Genomic DNA, 20244 nt, shown 5'->3' with positions numbered 1-20244 from the left:
GCGCACGATCCCGGATATTGAGCGGGGGTCGTGCGCGAAAAGTGAATCGTGGCTCCTGAATGACTAAGTCGTGCGACTGTAGATGGCAACCGCACGATCGAACCCGGGCACACGTGAACGCCGCATCGTACGGCGACAACGCCATCATTCGGACAGCCGGCCCGGGCGGAAAGGTACCCGTGTATGGGAGCGTAATTCGTAACGCTGCCGGATTTTCAACCGATACGAACGTTCCAATGGCTTCCACACTTCATGACTTACCCGACAGCCCCTGTGTCGGTGTGTGCTCGACGTTGTTCGACGATGTCTGCAAGGGATGCGGCCGAACGGCTGACGAGGTCTCGCACTGGGTGTTCATGAACGATGACGAGAAACGCGCGATATGGGAGCGCATCCGGCACGAGTGCACGGCGATGCGGTTCCGTCGCGATGGACGGTGAATCGTCGGGAGCGGCGTTCCTGATGACGGGGCGCGCTTGAAGAACATCCACTTGTCTTGATCGAACCGATCGACCTTGCCGGGGAGGATGAGCCGGCGAAATCGGAGAAAATGCAATCAGTTAAAAAGTTGTTACGTGACAACCGTACGGCGTTTGTCGGGATTTTATATACTGAATAATTGCACCCCGTCCCCCGGGCGAATCTCCGATTCGCGGCCGTAGAAGCTTGCCTCCAGGTGGATGGCGTACGTCGTCCTCGCCTCCGCAGGCACCCCGACGAGCACCACAGGCACGCCCCTCATCCGCGTCCGCAGGTTTTCGGCAAAACGCCTATAATGATTGGGCAAATTGCCGGGAGAGACCATGAGCACCATTGCTTTCCATCCTTCGGGCGTCGCGCACCCGCGTCAGGCCGAATTCACGATTCTCGAACAGCTGCTGGCGATCCGTGTCCGATCGGGGGCCGATCTTGCCGAGTTGGCGAGCGCCCGCATCGACGTCTCGGTGATCGACCGTCTGTCCGAGCGCGGGCTGAAATCCGACGAGCTGGCCTTCATCATTCCGCGTCGCACGCTGAGCCATCGTCGTCAGGCGCACGAACGCCTGTCGCAGGAGGAATCCGACAAGGCGATCCGTCTCGCGCGCATCGTCGCGCAGGCGACCGCCACGTTCGGCGACCAGGAGAAGGCGATGGCGTGGCTGCGCAACGGGCTTCAGCGCTTCGGCGGCCGCACGTCGCTCGACATGGCGAGCACCGAGCATGGCGCGCGGCTCGTCGAGGAAGCCCTCACGCAAATCGACGAGGGGTACTTCGCTTGACGACACTGTGGCGGATCAGCAATTTCGCCGACCTGAAAGGGATCGGCGGATTGCGCGCCGGCGGGCGCTGGCATTTTGCCGGGCAGCCCGTCGTGTATCTCGCCGAGCATCCCGCGCTCGCACTGCTCGAGACGCTCGTTCATTTCGAAATCGCCACGGTCGCGCAATTGCCGAGCGGATACCAGTTGCTTCGCATCGAGGTGGCCGATTCGGTCGATATCGCCGAAATCGCGGAGGGCGACGCGCCGGACGACTGGCGAACCAACGTCGACTGGACCCGCAGCGCCGGCACCGAGTGGCTGCATACGCAGCCGAGCGCGCTGCTGCGCGTGCCGAGCGTCGTCGTGCCGCACGCGCACAACTTCCTGCTGAATCCGCTGCATCCGGTCGCTTCCGAGGTTCGTATCGCCGAAGTCATGCAATCGCCGTACGACACACGGATTCTGCGGCTGATCCAGTCGCCGCCGGGCGAATAGGGCGCCGAGCGACTCGCGGCGCGCGCCGAGCGCGGGCCGGATCAGCGCTCGTGCGCGGCGCGGTCCGCGGCCGCATCGGGCGGCAGCGTCTGCCGGATGCGCGTGACTGTTCGCGCGCTGACGAGACCGAGCATCGCACTGACGTCGGCATGCGCGTGGCCTGCAAGCAACTGGCGGCGCGCATACGTATTGCGCAGCACGCGCGGGCTCATGTCCGCCGCGTGGAAACCGATCGCGGTCAGCGCGTCGCGCACCACGAGCAGCAGGAACATGTCGTTCATCGCGCCACCGCCGCGCGGCGCGGGAAACAGCAACGCGGATGCCGGCGTGTCTGCCGAGCGCACCCGCCATGCGGCGAGCGGCGCCAGCGCAAATTCGGCGAGCGTGATTCGGCGCCCCGGCCGCGCCCGATCGCGCGGCACGGCGAGCGCAGGCGGCTGCGCGTCGAGATCGGGCGCGTCGCAGGTTGTCGCCCGTATCTCGGCCGACGTGATGCCGCTCGCAAGCAGCAGCGCGACGATCGCGCGATTCCGGCAGTCGGTGCGCGTGTCGTGTGCTCGCGGCTGCACGTGGCGCTGCAGCGCTGCGTCGGCATCGGGTGGCAGATAGCACGGTTCGGGCTCGCCGTCCGGCCATGCGAGATCGCGCGTCGTCCGGCCGGCCGGATGAATCGTGCGCACGCCTGCGTCGACCAGATGCCGGCCCAGCCGATCGATCAGCTTCGCGTAGCGCACGCCGGTCGACGTGCCGGGCGCGCAGGTGCGATCGAGTTCCGCCAGGAAGGCCGCGACGTGGTCGGGTCCGAACGTGGCCAGCGACACGCGTCGTGCGGTCAGATAACGCAGGAACCGTTCGAACATCGCGACGTGCTGCACGACCGATCGCGGCGCGAACGGCCGGCGATCGGCGCCGGTCGCGGCGGTTTCCTGCCACGCGCGGAAGGCGCCAACGGGGTCGTGAATCCAGCGATTCGTGTCCATGCACGATTTATAGCCGGACGCGGTCACGCCGGCAATCGTCCCGATGTCCTGTTGGCCGCCCGGCCCGATGCAAGCGCCGTGTCACTGCGCGGTACGCGTGTCGTCGATGCCGTCGTTGTTCATCGTCAGGTAGACCAGCACGAGCAGCAGCGTGATGAAGAAGCGGAACGCGTCCGGCACGCCGTTCCATTGCTTCGACATCCACATGCCGAACCACTCGCCGCCGACCGACATGAAGGCGACCTGCCACGTGAGGAAGCCGAGCGTCAGGCCGGCGATCGCATACGCCTTGGCCGCGCGGAATGCCGCATCGCCGGCGCGTCGTGCGCGCAGCAGGCGGACACCGCCGATCCAGCACAGCACGGCCGTCAGCGTTTCCAGTGAGATGATGCCGATATAGCCGGCGTGATGAACCCACGTCGTGCCGATCGCGCGATACATGATCCCGTTGCTGGGGAACGTCGTGTCCATCAGGAACACGTGATGCACGAACGCGAAATTCGTCGCGTAGTCGGTGATGTTGCCGAACGCGACGAGCGAGGCGAAAAAGGTCATGGCAAGCACCATGGCTGACTTGGAAAGACGAACCATCATATTGGACTCCGAAATGAATGGGCAGGCGAAAGCGCGACCGCGCGGCGATCAGCCGGCGTTCGGGGCGATTCCTGCATGAGCGTGTCCGGCGGGGCCGGCGGTTTGCGTGCGTGGCACGGCGGCGCGGAGATCGGGACTGGAAGACCTGAAGCCGGGGCGGCGTCGAGGAGACGCACGCGCCGGCTGGATCGAGTGCCCGCGCAAGGAGGGAGCGGCGATTGTCGGTCGAACGACGGGAGTCGTCAAGCGGGGCTTGCGCGCGTGTCGCGCTGCCGGCCGTCGCCGTCAGGCGTCGGGCGAAGGCGCAGTTGCCGCTGCCGTTCCCGCCTGTCCGCTCAGTCGCGCCAGCGCAGTGAACGCCAGTTGCGTCGCGATGGCCGCGAGTGTGCCGGCCGCCATGCCGTTGCCGAGCACGATCTGCACCGGTGAGCCGAAATGGCGATACAAGTTCGGCACCAGGATCGGCGCAAGGCCGACGACGAGCGCGGCCGCGAGCGTGTACTGGTTGGCGCGCGCATGCAGGTCGACGCTCGCGAGCAGCCGGATGCCCATCACGCCGATCATCGCGAACACGACCAGCGCGGTGCCGCCGACCACGGCGGCCGGAATCGCATACGCGAGCCGCGCGAGCGGTGCGAACAGCGCGATGACGATCAGGATCGTGCCGGCGGCGGCCGTCACGTAGCGCGAGCGCACGCCGGTCGTCTGCACGACACCGATATTCTCGGCGCTGGTCACGATCAGCGGCGTGCCGAACAGCGCGCCGGCCAGCGACGCCAGCGCATCGCCGCGTATCGTCTTCGGCACGTCACGCGACAGCGAGATCGGCTTGCCACACGTTTCGCCGACGGCGACCGTCTGCGCGGTGGCCTCGGCCATCGAGATCGCGGTGAAGATCAGCAGCGGCAGCGCGGCCAGCACGTCGAAGCGCGGCATCCCGAACGGCAGCCATACCGGATGCGTGAACAGCGGGCCGCGCCACACGTCGGCGAGCGCCGGCATCGCATCGAGCGCCCAGCCGAGCGTCGCACCGGCCATCAGGCCGATCAGCACCGCGAGCCGCCCGAGCGTGCCGCGGAACGCACCGGCCACGACGACGGTGGCGACGATCGTCGCCAGCGCGAGACCGAGTGCGCGCGGCTGCGCGAAATCGGCCGAACCGGGTTGGCCGACGACGATCGTCGCGTAGATCCGGATCAGGTTGACCGACACGAGCAACAGCATCGCGCCGACGACGATGCGCGGAAAGAGCCGCAGGCAGCGCGTGAAGACGGGCAGCAGCACCCAGTAGAACGCGCTGGCGAGCAATGCCGAGCCGGCCGCCGTCGGCAGGCCCGATTGCGCGGCGATGCCGGCGAACAGCATCGTCGGTGCACCGCCGGGCACCATCACGAAGGGCATGCGTGCGCCGATCGGCCCGGCACCGAGCGATTGCAGAAGCGTGCCGATCCCGCACGCGAAGAACGTCGCGCCGATCAGCTGGACCGTCAGGTCCGCCGGCAGCGCGAGCACTTTTGCGATCAGGAACACGGCCGTGATCGGGGACGCGGCCATCGACAGCACGTGCTGCAGCCCGAACAGCGCGAGCTGCCAGGCGGGCAGCCGCGCGTCGATGGGTGTTGAGATCGGATCGTGCGACACGACAGGCCCCTTCGAAGCGAACGGCGACGAGCGCCGGAAACCGGCGGTGAACGAACGGTCAGGCCCGCAGCCAGGGCAGTTGCGCGGCGCTGTAGCGGAACGTCTGGAATACGCTGTTGAGCTGCCCGGGGCCGGTCTTGCGCGCGGCTTCGTCCGGGTATTCGGCGAACCACGGAATCACGTATTCCCAGACGACCTCGCCGGCGGGCGTCACTTCGAACAGCCGGCCCGTCGATGATTCGGTGACGTGCGTGTTGCCGTTCGGCAAGCGTTGCGCGTTGCCCATGAACGGCGTGTAGAACAGGTTCACGACGTCATCCGCATACGACCACACGACGCGCTGCGTCGCCGGATCGATCTCGACGACGCGCGAGAACACGACGTGCGCGCCGTGGCGGAAATTGCCGTTGTCGAACGCGAGGATGTTGCCGTTCGGAAGCGGCACCGGCGCATGCTGGTGCGACACGACGTCGGGCCCGATCCGCAGGTCGACGCGGCCGGTTTCGCGATTCACGCCGATGATGCCCGACGTCGTGCGCAGGCTCATCAGCACGCGGCCGTTCGCATCGACCGCGAGGCCGTTGACGAGCGGCCAGTGATAGCGCCCGAAACCGGCCGCGATCGGGAAATCCTCGGGCCGCAGATGGTCGCGCGCATGCCATTCCCAGACGATCTGCCCGGCCCGGTTCACTTCGCGGATCACGTCCGCATACATCGCTTCGTCGTCGCCGTGCGGCGTGCCGCCCGGCACGCGCCGCGCGAACGCGGCGTCGACCGGCTCGCACGCGGCGTAGAGCAGGTTGCCGTTCGGCAGCCACTGCGCATCGTGGTGGTGCGCGGGATCCTCGTAGCGCCATACGGTTTCGCCTTGCGGCGTGACTTCGTAGAAGTCGCCGCCATGCCACATCGACCACGGCGCATAGCGCGATTCGGATTGCGGATGGTTGCCGTTGTAGCCGAGGTTGCCGTTCGGGAGGATCACCGCATGGCGGCCGGGGCGCACGGGCATCTTCCACTGGTGGGCGACTTCGCCGTCGATGCCGACGAGATAGACGTTGCCGTCGGCCGTCTGCGGCGCGATGAGCGTATAGCCGCCCGCGGACAGGGCGGGATCGTGGGCGATGAGGCCGACGCCACGGCGGCGCTGGGTAATCTGGTCGACGGTTGTCACTGCGGTCTCCATTCGAATCGGATGCGGGGATGCAGCGGAATCTAGACGATCCGGACGGTCAGTAAAATTGGATTATTCTTGACGGCCTGTTCGGAAAAATCTAACGGACCTTTTATGCGTTCGATATCGCAGACATTCCGCTGTTTCGACGAGGTCGCGAGGCGCGGCTCGATTCGCAAGGCGGCCGACGCGCTGCACCTGACCGCTGCGGCGGTGCACCAGCAGATCCGCAATCTCGAGGACCAGGTCGGCGTGCCGCTGTTCGACCGGCTGCCGCGCGGCATGCAGTTGACGCTCGCCGGCGAGATCGTGATCGCGGCCGTGCGGCGCGGCCAGCGCGACTTCGACAACGCGCTCACGCAGGTCGAGGACCTGCGTGCGCTGCGTCGCGGGCACGTGAACCTGGCGGTACCCGCGTCGACCGCGGAAAGGCTCGTGCCCGACGCGATCCTCGCTGCGATGCGGCGCTATCCGGGCGTCACGTACAGCGTGCGTTCGGGAAACGGCGAGAGCATCGTGCGCTGGGTCGAGACAGGCGAGGCCGATATTGGCTATGCGTTGCGCCGGCGCACGTCGGCGGGCGTCGTCGAGGTGCGCGCATTCGCTCAGCCGCTGGGTGTCGTCACTGCGCCCGGCCATCCGCTCGCGGCGTCCGGCGGCAAGGTGCGGCTGCGCGACTGTTTCGCGCATCCGCTGATCCTGATGACGCCCGACACGGAGCTGCGCGCGATGTTCGACCAGATCGATGCGCGGCAGCCGCGCAACGTGCGGCCGCTGATCGAGACGGGCTCGGTGCCGATGGTTCGGCGCCTCGCGGCCGAAGGCGCGGGTGTCGGCTTCCTGATCGCCGAGAACGTCGCGGACGACGTGGCCGCTGGCCGGCTCGCGTGGACGCCGCTTGCCGATGCGGGGGCGCGCTCGTTCAGCTGCATCTATCAGCGGGCCGACATGAGCGCGACCGTTGCGATGACGATGTTTCTCGAGTTCTTCTCCGAGGCGATCGAAGCGATGGAGCGCGGATTCGCGCGCGACGGTGGGGCAGCCGGCAAGCGCCGTCGGGCAGCAAAGTAACGCCATCGGCCGTGCGGGCGCATCGCACTGCGATGCAGTGCAGCACGCGAACCCGCGTGCGTAAGCGGTGACGTTGCGCACACAACATCCGGCCGCGCGACGCCAATCCCTTATTGCGAAAAAAATTCTGTTCATGGGACTATCGAGCGCGTTGCCGGCGCACCGAGGGGGTCGCAGGCAGCGTGATGTCCATCGCAACGACCTACGAGAACATCGGCAGACAATGAACAGAACAGCGATTTTTCCGTATGCGTCCGCGTTGCTCGCGGCCGCCCTGTTGACGGCATGCGGCGGCGACGTCGAGAACGACGTAGGCCGCACGCCGACACCTTCCACCGATGCGAGCTGCCTCGCGGTCGACAACAGCGGCGCGACGGTCGTGGTGGGCTCGAACCAGCCGGGCGACCCGTCATTGCCGGAGGCCTCCTCGGGCTATCGCACCGGGATGAAGCCGGTTTATGCGAAGACCTACCTGGTGGCCACGTCGAACGCGTACGCGAGCGCGGCCGGCTGCGCGGTGCTGAAGAAGGGCGGCACGGCCGCCGACGCGGCGGTCGCCGTGCAGGCCGTGCTTGGCCTGACCGTGCCCGAGGCGACGGGCCTCGGATCCGGCGGCGTGCTGCTGTACTACGATGCGCGCGGCAAGACGCTGCAGGCGTACGACGGCCGGGAAACCGCGCCGGCGGCCGCGACGGAGAACTATCTGCGCTACGTCGATGACGCGACCGACCGGTCCGCACCGCTGCCGAACGCACGGGCGAGCGGCCGCTCGATTGGCACGATCGGCGTGCCGAGGCTGATCGAGGCACTGCAGCAGGATCACGGCCGCTTGCCGTGGCAGAGCCTATTCGGCGATGCGATCACGCTTGCGACCAACGGCTTCCCGATCGGTGGCCGGCTCGCCGACGCGATCGCGGCGAATGCCGCGAACCTGAAGCGCGACCCCGAGGCCGCCGCGTATTTCCTGAACGCGGATGGGTCGCCGAAGACGCTCGGCACCGTCCTGAAAAATCCGGCCTATGCGCGCACGCTGACGCAGATGGCGCAGTCGGGTGCGAACGCGCTGTACACGGGGCAGATCGCGCAGGACATCGTAGCGAAGATCGCGACGACGAAGGGCGCGGACGGGTCGACGCTCACGCCGGGCAAGACGACCGTCGCCGACCTCGCCGCGTACCAGGCGAAGCGCCGCGATCCGGTGTGCACGACCTATCGCAGCTACTGGGTATGCGGGATGCCGCCGCCGTCGTCGGGCGGCATCGCGGTCGCGTCGGCGCTCGGCATTCTCGAGAATTACGACCTGAAGTCGCTGAAGCCGACGGCGATCGATCTCGAAGGCGGCAAGCCGACCGTCGCGGGCGTGCACCTCATCACCGAGGCGGAACGGCTTGCGTATGCCGACCGCGACAAGTACGTGGCCGATACCGATTTCGTGCCGCTGCCGGGCGGCACGTGGAACACGCTGCTCAACAAGCCGTACCTGAAATCGCGCGCGGCGCTGATCGATCCGGCCAAGAGCATGGGCACCGCCCAGCCCGGCAATCTGGGCGCGGTGCCGCTCGGTGTCGACACGACGCTGATCGAGCACGGCACGAACCAGTTCACGATCGTCGACGGCGACGGCAACGTGCTGAGCGCGACGACCACGGTCGAGTCGAGCATGGGCTCGTTCCACATGACCAACGGCTTCCTGCTGAACAACCAGCTGACCGATTTTTCCGCGAACCCGGTCGATAGCGCGGGCAATCCGGTGGCCAACCGCCTGCAGCCGGGCAAGCGGCCGCGCAGCTCGATGGCGCCGACGATCGTGTTCGGGCAGGCCGCAGACGGTTCGCGCGGCGATTTCGTGATGGCGACTGGTTCGCCGGGCGGCGGCACGATTCCGCAATATGTGGTCAAGACGCTCGTCGGCGCGCTCGACTGGGGGCTCGACGCGCAGCAGTCGGCGGGGCTCGTCGACTTCGGCGCGAGCAACAGCCCGACGACCACGATCGGCGGCGAGCACCCGAACGTCAACACGACGAACAACGGGGCGAACGATCCGCTGATCACGGGGCTGCTCGCGCTCGGGCACAAAGTGTCGACGTCCGCGCAGGCGAGCGGCGTCAATACCGTGATGCGCGTGACGGTCGGCCAGTCGCCCGCGTTGCAGGGCGGCACCGATCCGCGGCGTGAAGGCGTCGTGCTCGGCGATACGTTCCGGCCGTAACCGGGCAGGTCGCGCGGCCCCGAACTACCTGTATGCATCGACGGGCGGTCGGGGCCGCACATCGTGAAGGTGTCGCAATGACGAGCGCGCATCTGCTTGAAATGGACGCCATCCTGTCGGCGCCGGGCTTTTTCGATTTCCTCGACGACCTGGATTGCGATCGCGCGCTGGACAGTCGCGATGCCGAGCTGTTCGATGCGCAGTGGATGGCGTCGTTCGATGAAGTCGATGGCGATCCAGGCACAGCGGTCGACCGGCCGGCCGTGAGCGCGCTGAGGGAAAAGGCGTTCAAGCTCGCGTTCGGCGCAGCGGGGAACGCCGGTGCGGCGGCATGCGTATCCGACGATATCGAACTCATCGCGAGGAATTGGTTGTCGGGCCGCACCGATGGCTGGGCGATACACGTTCTTTGGAATGCTTATCGAAGCGGCCGGTTTTCCTGATCCGCCGCGATTGGCCGCGTCGCCGTCGTGTGATGCTCCGCGTGGCACGTCTCCAGCGTCACCCCGTCCACCGCTCAATCCCGCCGCAAGCCCCCGATTGTCAAACTATGTGAGGCAATCGTCAGCATTTGCAACGGAAGTAACAGTCCCCGCAAATCAGTCGTTTTGCGCGTCCGCGCCGCTACATTAGCTCCACCTGCCGCACGTCGCGGCAAGGCATGCGACAAGCCGCACGAAGGCGGCCCGCAGCAACAACGTCTTTGGGGAGAATGACCATGAACACGATTCGTACGATTCTGGTGGGTGCTGCACTGACGGCGATGGCGACTTCGGCTGCTTTCGCACAAACGGCCCAGACCGGTGCCCAGGGTTCCGCAGGTGTCGGCGCGCAGGTTCAGACGCCGCTGCTCGGCGGTGGCGTGGGCGTGCAGGCTGGCGCCGGCGCGAATGCGGCAGGCTCGGGTTCGGGCAACGTCGTTGGCGGCGCGCTGAACGGCGTCGGCAAGACGGTCGGCGGCGTAGGCTCGGCAGCCGGCGACACGGTTGGCGGTGCGACGCATGCGGTCGGCTCGGCAGCGGGCACCGCGAAGGATGCCGCCGCATCGGCCGTCCACTCGACGAAATCGCACGTGAAGCACGTCGCGGGCACGGCAAAGAGCCGTGCGCAAGGCGCGATGTCGACGGCAGGTGACGTCGCAGGCGGCGCGAAGGCGAAGGCCGGCGAGGCGCTCGAAGGCGCGACGAACTCGGTGCAGGGTGGCGCATCGGTCGGTGTGAAGGGTTCGGCGTCGGCGCAAGGCGGCGCGCTGTAAGCGTCACGCTTCCCGATAGAGCCCGGCCCGCTTCGATGCGGGCCGGGCTTTTTTATGGGCGCGCGCGGCGTGCCGTTCATCCCGTCCTCGATACCGGGATGCGTCGGCGTTCGCCACCCATCCGGCGACGCGACGGGCCTGCCTGCCGGCATGGACCGGCAACGTGCGGCGTGCGCACCCCCTGCCCATCGCCCGCCGGCCATGCTTAAATAGCGAGGCTCCCGGTTGCCGGGCCGCCGCGATCGCGGCGCCGTGGGATACGGGCCAGCATGTCCGATCGACATCGTGACGACAGACGACACCAAAACGCCGTTCCGGCCAGCCCGGCGCGGCCCGATAACATTCCGAGGCATCACGTCATGACCATCCTGTTCCGTCTTCTCGCGCTCGCCTGCGCGCTCTGGCTGGCCGCCTGCGCAGGGTCGCCCCCGCCGTCCGGCAGTACCAGCGCATCCGCCGCCGCACCGGACGCCAGCGAACGCCGCGGGCTCGGCACGGCATGGGGCGAGTCGGTGCGGTCCGAAACCCGCCAGGTCGATTTCGAACGCGCGGATCCGGCGAAGCCGACGGATCTCGCGTCGGTCTACTACAACGACGCGTTGCCCGGACATCCTCCCGCGTCCCAGGTTCGCCGGTTGCCGACTCGCGTCGCACTCGCCAACGGCGACATCGCGCTGTCGTTCACGGACGAAAAGGGCGCGCCGCTGCGTCTGGCACGCAGCGACGGCCGCTGGCACATGGCGGGCGTCGAAGGTTCGCGCTACATGATCGTGCTGCGCAACCAGGGGCGCCGTACGTTCGAGATCGTGTCGAGCGTCGACGGGCTCGACGTGCTGTCGGGGCGGCCCGGCAGTTATACGAACGGCGGTTACGTGCTGTATCCGGGCCGCACGCTGACGATCGAGGGTTTCCGCAAGAGCCGCGACGAAGTCGCCGCGTTCCGCTTCGCGGCGGTGCCCGACAGCTATGTCGCGAATTCGAAGTATGGCGATGCCGCGAACGTCGGCGTGATCGGCGTCGCGGTGTTCGCGCAGAAGGAGAACGACGAGGAAGCGCTGCGCCGCAACGCGAATCCGTTCCCCGGCAATGACAACGGCTATGCACCGCCGCCGGTGCCGCGCGGCGAGTGACGGCACCTCGTGGATCAGCCGCGTGCGTCGTGACGAACGACGCGCGCGGGGCGTTCCTGGATCGGGGCTGCCCGAACGGCATGCCGGCGCATGCGACGAACTTCACGACCCTCCTGCGCGATTGATGCGGACACGGATCATCCCGACGAAATCGATGGCGTTGAAGCTCGCGGCGCTGGCGCTGCTGGCCTCGAATGCCGCCGTTGCCTTCGCCGAAACGCCGGCGCCCGAATCGGTGCGGCTCGCCAACGGTCACGCGATCGAATGGGCGCGCCCGGGGTTGTTCGAGGTCGATGCCGCCCGCCACCGGAAATCGGCATTGATCGTGCCGGCCGCGCTTCGCCACGCATTGCGCGATGCATCGAGTGTTGCATTCCCGTCGGACCGTTCGAAGCGAATCGACGGCAAAGACTATCTGCTGGTCGTCGTCAACCGCTCGTCGAGCAGCCGCCCGACAGGCTATTGCGGCGCGGGCGAAGAAGGGGCGCTGTACGTGCTGGAGCTGCACGGCGCCCATGCCGTGCCGCGTTTCTCGCTGCCGGTTCAAAGCTGCCTCGACTCCGTTTCGCTCGACACCGACGGTGGCGCGCAATCGCCCTACCTGGCGATCGCGTGGCGCGACGACCCGGTCGGCATCGACATCCGGTGGGAATTTCTTTCTCACGGCGGTGCAACGCATCGCGTCTATCGTTTCGTGAACGGCACGTTTGTCGAGACCGGGATTCCGCAGTAACGCGGCCGGGCTGCGGCACAATGGCCGTTCGAATTCGCGTCGCGTGCACTCCCACCATCCGGATCGACGGAGAGCCTCATGTCGTTACCCGCTTTCAGGTACCATCCCGACCCGCTGGCAACGGGTAGCGTGATCCGCTCGGACGCGCGCTGCGTGTGTTGCGGCGATGCACGTGGTTACGTGTACGCTGGCCCCGTGTATGCGGTCGACGAGTACGAGCAATGCATCTGCCCGTGGTGCGTCGCCGACGGTTCGGCACACGCGCGGCTCGATGCGGTCTTTACCGACACGTACGGCATCGGCGGCGGCGAGTGGGATGATGTACCTGACGCGGTCGTCGACGAAATCGCCTGCCGCACGCCGGGCTTCCAGGGCTGGCAGCAGGAACGGTGGTGGACGCATTGCGGCGATGGCGCGCAGTTCATTGGCCGGGCAGGTGCGGGCGAACTGACGGCGCTCGGCCCGCAGGCGGTCGTGTCGATTCGCGAATCGACCGGACTCGACGAGGGCGCCGAGTGGGAGCGCTTCTTCGCCGCACTCGACAAGGACGGCTCGCCGACCGCGTATTTGTTTCGCTGCATCCATTGCGGCGAACTCGGCGGCTACCAGGATTGCGACTGATGGCCCGGCTGACGGCACCGCACGTCGATCGCTGGCCCCATCGTCATGAAACAAAGGAATCTTCGTGAAGTTCATCCACGCGGCAGACATACACCTCGACAGCCCGTTGCACGGCCTGAGCGCCTATCCCGACGCGCCGGCCGCGCAGTTGCGCAACGCGTCGCGCGAGGCGCTGCGGCAGCTCGTGGATCGTGCGATCGAAGAGGAGGTCGCGTTCCTCGTGATCGCCGGCGACCTGTACGACGGCGACTGGAAGGACCACAACACAGGCATCTTCTTCGGTCAGCAGATGGGGCGCCTGCGCAAGGCCGGCATCCGCGCGTTCGTCCTCGGCGGCAACCACGATGCCGAAAGCGAGATGACGAAGAAGCTGACGCTGCCCGACAACGTCACCGTGTTCGGCCACCGCAAGGCGGAAACCCACAAGTTGCCCGAATTCGACGTCGCGCTGCACGGGCAGAGCTTCAAGGACAAGGCTGTCGTCGACAATCTCGCGATCGGCTACCCGGACCCGGTGCCCGGTTACTACAACATCGGCGTGCTGCACACGGCGCTCGAAGGCTATGCGGCGCACGCGAACTATGCGCCGTGCACGCTGGCCGAACTTCACGCGAAAGGCTACGACTACTGGGCGCTTGGCCACGTGCACGAATTCCAGCAATGGTCGGGGCCGTCCACGGTGGTGTTTCCCGGCAACCTGCAGGGGCGCCATATCCGCGAGACGGGCCGCCGCGGCGCGGTGCTCGTGACGGTCGAGCAGGGCCGCACGCAGGTCGAGCGCCTGTATCTCGACGTGCTTCGGTGGGAAGCCGTGTCGGTCGACGCGTCCGATTGCCTTACCGTCGCCGACCTCTCGAGAAAAATCGGCCAGGCGCTGGAAGCGCTGCTGACCGTCGACGGCCATGTGCCGCGCGCGGTGCGCGTGACGGTCACGGGGCGCACGCCCGCGCATGGCCTCTTTTTCGGCCGCGCGCCGCAGTTGCGCGCGGAGGTGCTGAACCAGATCGGCATCATCGGCAACGAGCGGCTGTGGCTCGAGAAGGTCCGGCTCGCGACGTCCGCTACCGATCATCAGCCGGGCGAAAGCGAGCCGCTCGAAGCGCTGGAGGACCTGAAGCAGATCCTGGCCGACGCCGCGCGCGATCCGGATTTCCTCGAACTGCTCGAGCGCGACCTGAAGCCGTTCGTCGGCAAGGTGCGCAGCGACGTGAAGGAAGAGGTGCCGTTGTTGACGATGGCGCGCGCGGGTGAGCTGACCGCACTCGTCGAGCAAGTCGGGCCCGCGTTGCTCGCGCGGCTGGCGAGGGGGGAATAAGCGATGCGGATCAACCGGCTCGAACTGATCAAGTACGGCAAGTTCACCGACGAGACGCTGCGTTTCCCGTCGGCCGGCGAGGATTTCCACGTGATCGTGGGGCCGAACGAGGCCGGCAAGTCGACGATTCGCACGGCCGTGTCGGAGCTGCTGTTCGGGATGAAGCTGCAGACACCGCTTGATTTCCTGCACAGCACGCCCGAACTGCGGATCGGCGGCGTGCTGGAGAGCGGCACGGGCGAACTCGCGTTCCACCGCGCGCGCGGGCGCAGTCCGCTGCGCACACCCGCTGACGACAAACTGCCCGACGACTTTCTGGCCGCCGTCCTTGACGGCGCCACGCGCGAATTCTTCGAACAGATGTTCGGGCTCGATCACGGGCGTCTGGTCGACGGCGGCCGGAGCATTCTCGACGCCTCCGACAAGCTCGGCCAGGTGCTGTTCGAATCGGCTGCCGGTGTCGGCAGTCTCGGGCCGGTGCGTGAGGAGCTCGAGTCGCGTTCGGCCGAACTCTGGGCGCCGCGCCGCAGCGGCAGCGCGTTTGCACTCGCCGAATCATCGTTCAACGAAGCCGTGACCGAACTGAAGACGGTTCAGGTGCGCACGCGCGACTGGGTCGAGCGCAAGGACGCGCGCGAAGCGGTCGAACAGCAGATCGAGCAGGCACGTGCCGAACAGCGTCGGCTCGAAGCGCTGCGCTCGAAGCTCGAACGCGTGCGACGGCTGGCACCGTACCTGAAGGAACTGACGGTCAAGGACGCCGCGCTGGCGGAACTGGGCCCGGTCGTCGAGTTGCCGCCCACCGCGTATGCGGACCTGCTGAAGGCGCAGGGCGATCTCGCGGCCGAACAGAAGGTGCTCGAGGAGCGGCGTGCCGACCTGCTTGCAAAACGGCAGGCGCGCGATGCGATCGACGCCGACGCCGACACGCTGCCGCTCGAAGCCGACATCGAAGCGCTCGACCGGCTGCGCGGCGCGTGCATGAATCACGCGCAGGATCTGCTGCTGCTCGGCGCGGATGTCGAGCGGCACCTGGCCGCCGCGTTTGCAGCGGCCGCCCAGCTCGGCTGGCCGACCGATGAAGCGTCGCTGCGTGCGTCGCTGCCGACCGCGTTGTCGCTGAAGACCGTTGCAAACCTGTTGCGCGAACACGGTGCGCTGCACCAGGCGCTTGCCGGCGCGCGCGAATCGCTCGACGAACGCACGCGCGAGCTTGCGCAGGTGCAGGAACAACAGGCGCGCCTGTCGACCGTCGACGTGCCGGAGGCGCTGCGTGCGGCGCTGGCCGATGCGCAGGGCTTTCGCAACAGTGGCCAGCGCGAGCAGGCGCTCGAGCAGGAAATCGCCGCCGCCGAACGCACGTTGTCCGGCGCACTCGATGCGCTCGGCCAGTGGCGCATGCCGGTCGATACGCTGCGTGCGCTCGACGTGCCGTCGGCGGCGCGGCTCGGCACGCTGCTAAAGGAAGACAGCGAATGCGCGAGCGCGGTCGCTGCTGCACGCGACGCGCGGGACGGCGCACTCGAAGAGCTCGAGCGGCTCGAACTGCAGGAAAAGCACTTCGCGGAGAACCACAAGGTCGTCACGACCGCCGACGTGCTGGCGGCGCGCGCGCGACGCGACGGCGCGTGGGGCGATATCCGCAGCGGCGCGGTCGATCTCGCAACGGGCGCACCTGCGGTCGACGACGCGATCCGCCTGGCGGACGAACTCGTCGACGCACAGCTCGGTGCGACGCAGGCGGCGGCGACATTGCAGTCGCTGCGCCAGCAGGTCGAATCCGCGCGTGCCGGCGTGACGCGCAGGCAGGCCGCGCTGGACGAGCGCGAGCGTGAGCTCACCGCGCATCGCGACGCATGGGCCGCGCTCGCGACGACCGCCGCGGTGCCCGGCATGCCGTTGGCGGCGATGGGCGACTGGCTTGCAAAGCGCGACACGGTGTTCGCCGCGCAGGTCGATCTCGACCGGCAGCGCCGCGAATTCGACACGATTCGTGCCGCGCGGGCCGGTGCCGAGGCTGCGTTGCGTGCGGCGTTGCGTACCGTGTCGCGCGGCGGCGAGTCGGACGGTCTGGCGGCGCTCGTCGCGATCGCCGAGACCTTCGTACAGTCGGCCGAGAAGGCGCTCGCGCAACAGGACAGCCTCGAGGATCGCGCGCGTGAAGCCGAACGCGGATGCGCGACGGCGCAATCGCGCGCCGGCCACGCACAGGCGGCCTACGATGCGTGGCAGGTGCAATGGCGCGACGCGCTGGCCGCCGCGAAGTTGTCCACGAGCGCGGCGACGCTGGCCGCCGCGGAAGGTGCGCTTGGGCTCGCCAACGCGGTGACGGTCGAACTGGCCGATGCCGACGCGCCGCGCAACCGGATCGTTGCGATCCGTGCGGAGCTGTCCGCGCTCGAGTCGGGCGCACGAAGGCTCGCCGAAGCGCTCGCGCCGGAATGGCTGACGAGCGGCGACTGGCCGGATGTCGCACGCCGACTGACGATGCGCCTTTCGACTGCAAAGGAAATCGCGCGTGCGATCGGTCGTGCCGATGAAGCCGTTCGGCAGGCTGACAGCAAGGTCGCGGATGCCGCCGCCGCGGTGGCCGGTGCCGATGCGCGCATCCAGCCGCTGCTGCAACTGGCAGGCGTGGCGTCGATCGACGCGGCGCTGCCGCTGGCCGAGCGCTCGGATCGCCAGCGCCAGCTGCGGCAGGCAGTCGATGCCGCGCACGAGGCACTGGTGCGCGATGGTGACGGTCTGTCCCGGTCCGCCGTCGAAGCGGAAGTCGCGGAGCAGGACATCGCCGACGTACCGGCGCACCTCGAGGCGGTGAAACAGTCGCTCGGCGACGTCGGCAAGCGTCTGAACGAGCTTGCCCAGCAGCAGGTCGTGGCCGATCAGGCGTTCGGCGCGATCAATGGCCAGGCGAACGCGGCCGTTGCCGAATCGAAGCGACAGGAAGCGCTGGCGGCGATGGGCGAAGCAGCCGAACAGTATCTGGAGGCGGCCACGGCGAGCCGGTTGCTGAAGTGGGCGACGGATCGCTATCGCGACCAGAAGCAGGGGCCGATGCTCAGGCGGGCCGGCGAGATTTTCGCGGGGCTCACGCTGGGCGAATTCGCGCGGCTGACCGTCGATACCGAACGGACGCCGCCCGCGCTGTATGCACGACGGACGCAGGGGGCATCGGTCGAGGTCGCGGGGTTGAGCGAAGGGACACGCGACCAGTTGTTCCTCGCGTTGCGGATCGCGGCGCTGGAGCTGCAGCTCGGCAGCCGGACCGCATTGCCGTTCGTGGCCGACGACTTGTTCATCAACTTCGACGATGCGCGCGCGAAGGCCGGCCTCGATGCGCTGCGCGATCTGTCGACGCGAACCCAGGTGCTGTTCCTGACGCACCACGACCACTTGCTGCCGCTCGTGAGGGACGTATTCGGCGCGCGGGTCAACGTGGTCGAGCTCCAGCGCGCACCGGTGGGCGCGTGACGCAGGGCGGGCGTGAATGCCGGCGCGCGGAGAGGGTCATCGCGAACAGGTAGTATGTGCGGTTCCGAAATGCACGCGGCCGGTTCTGCCGGTCGCGGGTCAGGCCACACGAGGGGGGAATATGAAAAAGCTGGTAGCCGCCATCGCGTTCGCGGCGGACAAGCATCGCAATCAGCGGCGCAAGGACGAAGAAGCGTCGCCGTACATCAATCATCCGATCGCGCTCGCCGATGTGCTGGCCAACGAGGCCGGCGTCGAGGACGAACGTGTGATCGTCGCCGCCGTGCTGCACGACACGGTCGAGGATACGGAGACGACCGAGCAGGAACTGCTGCGACTGTTCGGCAAGGACGTGGCGGACATCGTGATGGAGGTCACCGACGACAAGTCGTTGCCGAAGGAGGAGCGCAAGCGCCTGCAGGTCGAGCATGCGGCGACCATCAGCCGGCGCGCGAAGCTCGTGAAGCTGGCCGACAAGATCTGCAACCTGCGCGACATCGCGCGGCATCCCCCCGCGGACTGGCCGCTCGAGCGCAAGCAGGCGTATTTCGACTGGGCGAAGTCGGTCGTCGACCCGATGCGCGGTGTGCATCCCGGTCTCGAGGCGATCTTCGACACCGCCTACGACGCACGGCCGGCAGACTGAGGCGCCCGCATGCGATCCGCTCGATCCTTCGGATCCGCCACGTGGCAATCGTCGGCCGTGGCGGGTGTCGATGTGGGTGGAGAAAAGAAGCAGTGCGATCTCGTGATCCTGCGCGGACGGACAGTCGTCTATCGCGAGGAACGGATCGCGCCCGAGGCGGTGCCTGCGCTGTGCCTCGTCCATGACGTCGTGGCCGTGGGTGTCGACGCGCCGAGCCTGTGGTGGACGGGGAGCGGGCGCCGCGCGGCCGAACAGGCGCTCGCGCGCGAACGGATCTCGTGCTTTCCGACGCCGTCGCGGGAGCAGGCGGTTGCAAGCACCTCAGGTTTCTTCGACTGGATGTTCATGGGAGAGCGGGTCTACCGCTCGCTCGCGGATGCCTATCCGCTGCTGACCGGCGCCCGCTATGCGGGCGGGCGCGCGAGCTTCGAAACCTATCCTTATGCGATCACCTGCGCGATGCTGGGGAGGGCCGTCGCATCGGCGAAGCAGAAACGCAACCAGCGCCGGCAATTGCTGGAACGACTGGGCGTCGACGTGTCGACGCTGAAGTCCGTCGATGCGCGAGACGCGACCCTTTGCGCGTTGACGGCGCAATGCGTCATCGACGGGAATGCGCACGCGTATGGCGATGCGGAGGGCGGATATATCCGCGTGCCGATCGTGAGCGAGACGATCGTTCTCGACGCACTGTAGTCGTGTCGCGCCGCCCGGGCGACGGGGAGGTGCGAAAAGGTGAGCTTTTGCGGGAGGGCGGCGCCCCGCGCGACGGCGAAGGCTTCGGGCCGGGGCTGCAGGCCGGCAAACATGGGGATGGCTGGCGCACACGACATCATGCCGGTGCGCTACGCGGTCCCGAGCAGCGTCGCTCAATCCTCGAGGATGGCTTTCGGTACGCTGGACAGATCGCAGGCGTCCGCCTGTTCGAAGTAGCCTTCGGCATCGTCGATCATCACGACTGCGACGTCGATCAGCTCGTCGAGCCGTTGCAGCAGCGACTCACGCCACTCGATGTCTTCGTCGCGCTCGGGCGTCTTGTCCAGTTGCTCGATGATCGAGTCGGCCGTCTGCAGGAAAGGAATCGCCTGCTGATAGTTTTCGATCGAGACCATCGCTGCGTTGCGCGCACCGACGAGTCGCTCGCGATGCTCATCCGCCAGTTCGGATTCACCGCTGATCCGCGGCAATACATCCGAGATGCGTTGCAGAAGCGGCGGAGCCTGTTCTTCCAGGATGATGGCGCGCTCGCGCAGCGCTGCATATTCGTCGCGAAGGTCGGCGTCGCCGGATTGAGAGGTGCTGTCCATCGTGGATATGAGTGCGTGGTTCGGTCGCGGCATGATACTCGACGGCACCCGCTTCCTTGTCCGTTCCGCGACCTCGTATATAGGGGGACGACAGTCATACGTCACATCAATAGAGGGGGGCTCGCGTTGCGATGCGTGGCCTGCCGAGCCCCAAGCCCCCGTGCGCGCCAGCGCACGGGGGCTTTTTCAAAATATTTTCACAAAGGGGCTTGCGTAGACGGGGGCGGGTGCTTAGAATCACGCCTCTTTCGCGCTAACGGAAACGCGGCGCGGGGGAAGGGAAGCAGGGTTGGCGGTGTGCTGGAGTCTGGGGCGCGCAACTGGCCTGGAAGTTGAGCCCCGCAGTCGCAACGATGTAGTGT

The 20244-nt window shown here is 67.5% G+C and carries 19 protein-coding genes; 14 read left to right on the top strand and 5 right to left on the bottom strand.

Annotated features, from left to right (window positions below; genetic code table 11):
• The first annotated feature begins 236 nt into the window (after positions 1 to 236).
• The 3 genes from LGM89_RS24695 to LGM89_RS24685 all read left to right on the top strand — a co-directional run bounded on the left by LGM89_RS24695 (position 237) and on the right by LGM89_RS24685 (position 1735).
• Entirely contained in the window at positions 237 to 440 is a 204-nt protein-coding gene (locus LGM89_RS24695) for a DUF1289 domain-containing protein (protein ID WP_089498213.1), read from the top strand.
• 363 nt (positions 441 to 803) lie between these two features.
• Entirely contained in the window at positions 804 to 1259 is a 456-nt protein-coding gene (locus LGM89_RS24690) for an antitoxin Xre/MbcA/ParS toxin-binding domain-containing protein (RefSeq protein ID WP_089430054.1), read from the top strand.
• Positions 1256 to 1735, top strand: a complete 480-nt coding sequence (locus tag LGM89_RS24685; protein WP_089498215.1) for an RES family NAD+ phosphorylase — start codon at positions 1256 to 1258, stop codon at positions 1733 to 1735. The genes LGM89_RS24690 and LGM89_RS24685 overlap by 4 nt, the downstream gene beginning before the upstream one ends.
• 41 nt (positions 1736 to 1776) lie before the next feature.
• On the opposite strand, the gene LGM89_RS24680 is transcribed toward LGM89_RS24685, so the two are convergent.
• From LGM89_RS24680 to LGM89_RS24665, 4 genes are all read right to left on the bottom strand, one after another.
• Complete coding sequence (locus LGM89_RS24680; protein ID WP_226274222.1) at positions 1777 to 2715, bottom strand: tyrosine-type recombinase/integrase; 939 nt, start codon at positions 2713 to 2715, stop codon at positions 1777 to 1779.
• Positions 2716 to 2796: 81 nt separating this feature from the next.
• Positions 2797 to 3309, bottom strand: coding sequence for a DUF2165 family protein (locus LGM89_RS24675; protein WP_226274220.1), 513 nt, complete (start codon positions 3307 to 3309; stop codon positions 2797 to 2799).
• A gap of 285 nt (positions 3310 to 3594) precedes the next feature.
• Positions 3595 to 4950, bottom strand: a complete 1356-nt coding sequence (locus LGM89_RS24670; RefSeq protein ID WP_226274219.1) for a uracil-xanthine permease family protein — start codon at positions 4948 to 4950, stop codon at positions 3595 to 3597.
• Between the two features lie 58 nt (positions 4951 to 5008).
• On the bottom strand, positions 5009 to 6133 hold the full coding sequence (locus tag LGM89_RS24665) for an aryl-sulfate sulfotransferase (RefSeq protein WP_089498219.1): 1125 nt from the start codon (positions 6131 to 6133) through the stop codon (positions 5009 to 5011).
• Positions 6134 to 6235: 102 nt separating this feature from the next.
• Here LGM89_RS24665 and LGM89_RS24660 point away from each other — a divergent pair, with 102 nt between their 5' ends.
• From LGM89_RS24660 to LGM89_RS24610, 11 genes are all read left to right on the top strand, one after another.
• Positions 6236 to 7192, top strand: coding sequence for a LysR family transcriptional regulator (locus LGM89_RS24660; protein WP_226274218.1), 957 nt, complete (start codon positions 6236 to 6238; stop codon positions 7190 to 7192).
• A 223-nt stretch (positions 7193 to 7415) separates the two neighbouring features.
• Positions 7416 to 9401, top strand: coding sequence for a gamma-glutamyltransferase family protein (locus tag LGM89_RS24655; protein ID WP_226274215.1), 1986 nt, complete (start codon positions 7416 to 7418; stop codon positions 9399 to 9401).
• Between the two features lie 77 nt (positions 9402 to 9478).
• Positions 9479 to 9844 (top strand): hypothetical protein, encoded by a 366-nt coding sequence (locus tag LGM89_RS24650; RefSeq protein WP_226208191.1) that lies wholly within the window; start codon positions 9479 to 9481, stop codon positions 9842 to 9844.
• A gap of 275 nt (positions 9845 to 10119) precedes the next feature.
• Positions 10120 to 10656: a hypothetical protein gene (locus tag LGM89_RS24645; protein WP_226274213.1), complete on the top strand. Its 537-nt coding sequence runs from the start codon at positions 10120 to 10122 to the stop codon at positions 10654 to 10656.
• A 359-nt stretch (positions 10657 to 11015) separates the two neighbouring features.
• Positions 11016 to 11786, top strand: a complete 771-nt coding sequence (locus tag LGM89_RS24640; protein WP_089430063.1) for a hypothetical protein — start codon at positions 11016 to 11018, stop codon at positions 11784 to 11786.
• 154 nt (positions 11787 to 11940) lie between these two features.
• Positions 11941 to 12519 carry a hypothetical protein gene (locus LGM89_RS24635; RefSeq protein ID WP_226274212.1) on the top strand — a complete coding sequence of 193 codons (579 nt, stop codon included), beginning with the start codon at positions 11941 to 11943 and terminating at the stop codon, positions 12517 to 12519.
• 78 nt (positions 12520 to 12597) lie between these two features.
• Positions 12598 to 13140, top strand: a complete 543-nt coding sequence (locus LGM89_RS24630; protein WP_226274211.1) for a CbrC family protein — start codon at positions 12598 to 12600, stop codon at positions 13138 to 13140.
• A 64-nt stretch (positions 13141 to 13204) separates the two neighbouring features.
• The gene (locus tag LGM89_RS24625; protein ID WP_226274210.1) at positions 13205 to 14455 is read left to right on the top strand and encodes a metallophosphoesterase family protein; all 1251 of its coding nucleotides are present in this window, start codon (positions 13205 to 13207) and stop codon (positions 14453 to 14455) included.
• A gap of 3 nt (positions 14456 to 14458) precedes the next feature.
• Positions 14459 to 17929, top strand: a complete 3471-nt coding sequence (locus LGM89_RS24620; RefSeq protein WP_226274209.1) for an ATP-binding protein — start codon at positions 14459 to 14461, stop codon at positions 17927 to 17929.
• 121 nt (positions 17930 to 18050) lie between these two features.
• Positions 18051 to 18575 (top strand): HD domain-containing protein, encoded by a 525-nt coding sequence (locus tag LGM89_RS24615; protein WP_043185438.1) that lies wholly within the window; start codon positions 18051 to 18053, stop codon positions 18573 to 18575.
• A gap of 9 nt (positions 18576 to 18584) precedes the next feature.
• A complete protein-coding gene (locus LGM89_RS24610; RefSeq protein WP_226274207.1) occupies positions 18585 to 19271 on the top strand; it encodes a DUF429 domain-containing protein in 687 nt (228 codons plus the stop codon).
• A 173-nt stretch (positions 19272 to 19444) separates the two neighbouring features.
• Here LGM89_RS24610 and LGM89_RS24605 read toward each other — a convergent pair whose 3' ends face one another.
• A complete protein-coding gene (locus LGM89_RS24605) occupies positions 19445 to 19882 on the bottom strand; it encodes an ATPase (RefSeq protein ID WP_226208196.1) in 438 nt (145 codons plus the stop codon).
• Positions 19883 to 20244 lie beyond the last annotated feature (362 nt).

The sequence above is a fragment of the Burkholderia sp. AU31624 genome (assembly GCF_020420065.1).
Taxonomy (GTDB): domain Bacteria; phylum Pseudomonadota; class Gammaproteobacteria; order Burkholderiales; family Burkholderiaceae; genus Burkholderia.
This window is presented reverse-complemented; position numbering and strand designations above follow the sequence as displayed.

What these genes read in the sequence shown, in the direction of transcription:
- LGM89_RS24695 (WP_089498213.1), top strand. Translation starts at nt 237, where the DNA reads ATGGCTTCCACACTTCATGACTTACCCGACAGCCCCTGTGTCGGTGTG.
- LGM89_RS24690 (WP_089430054.1), top strand. Translation starts at nt 804, where the DNA reads ATGAGCACCATTGCTTTCCATCCTTCGGGCGTCGCGCACCCGCGTCAG.
- LGM89_RS24680 (WP_226274222.1), bottom strand. Translation starts at nt 2,715, where the DNA reads ATGGACACGAATCGCTGGATTCACGACCCCGTTGGCGCCTTCCGCGCG.
- LGM89_RS24675 (WP_226274220.1), bottom strand. Translation starts at nt 3,309, where the DNA reads ATGATGGTTCGTCTTTCCAAGTCAGCCATGGTGCTTGCCATGACCTTT.
- LGM89_RS24665 (WP_089498219.1), bottom strand. Translation starts at nt 6,133, where the DNA reads ATGGAGACCGCAGTGACAACCGTCGACCAGATTACCCAGCGCCGCCGT.
- LGM89_RS24660 (WP_226274218.1), top strand. Translation starts at nt 6,236, where the DNA reads ATGCGTTCGATATCGCAGACATTCCGCTGTTTCGACGAGGTCGCGAGG.
- LGM89_RS24655 (WP_226274215.1), top strand. Translation starts at nt 7,416, where the DNA reads ATGAACAGAACAGCGATTTTTCCGTATGCGTCCGCGTTGCTCGCGGCC.
- LGM89_RS24650 (WP_226208191.1), top strand. Translation starts at nt 9,479, where the DNA reads ATGACGAGCGCGCATCTGCTTGAAATGGACGCCATCCTGTCGGCGCCG.
- LGM89_RS24645 (WP_226274213.1), top strand. Translation starts at nt 10,120, where the DNA reads ATGAACACGATTCGTACGATTCTGGTGGGTGCTGCACTGACGGCGATG.
- LGM89_RS24640 (WP_089430063.1), top strand. Translation starts at nt 11,016, where the DNA reads ATGACCATCCTGTTCCGTCTTCTCGCGCTCGCCTGCGCGCTCTGGCTG.
- LGM89_RS24635 (WP_226274212.1), top strand. Translation starts at nt 11,941, where the DNA reads ATGGCGTTGAAGCTCGCGGCGCTGGCGCTGCTGGCCTCGAATGCCGCC.
- LGM89_RS24630 (WP_226274211.1), top strand. Translation starts at nt 12,598, where the DNA reads ATGTCGTTACCCGCTTTCAGGTACCATCCCGACCCGCTGGCAACGGGT.
- LGM89_RS24620 (WP_226274209.1), top strand. Translation starts at nt 14,459, where the DNA reads ATGCGGATCAACCGGCTCGAACTGATCAAGTACGGCAAGTTCACCGAC.
- LGM89_RS24615 (WP_043185438.1), top strand. Translation starts at nt 18,051, where the DNA reads ATGAAAAAGCTGGTAGCCGCCATCGCGTTCGCGGCGGACAAGCATCGC.
- LGM89_RS24610 (WP_226274207.1), top strand. Translation starts at nt 18,585, where the DNA reads ATGCGATCCGCTCGATCCTTCGGATCCGCCACGTGGCAATCGTCGGCC.
- LGM89_RS24605 (WP_226208196.1), bottom strand. Translation starts at nt 19,882, where the DNA reads ATGGACAGCACCTCTCAATCCGGCGACGCCGACCTTCGCGACGAATAT.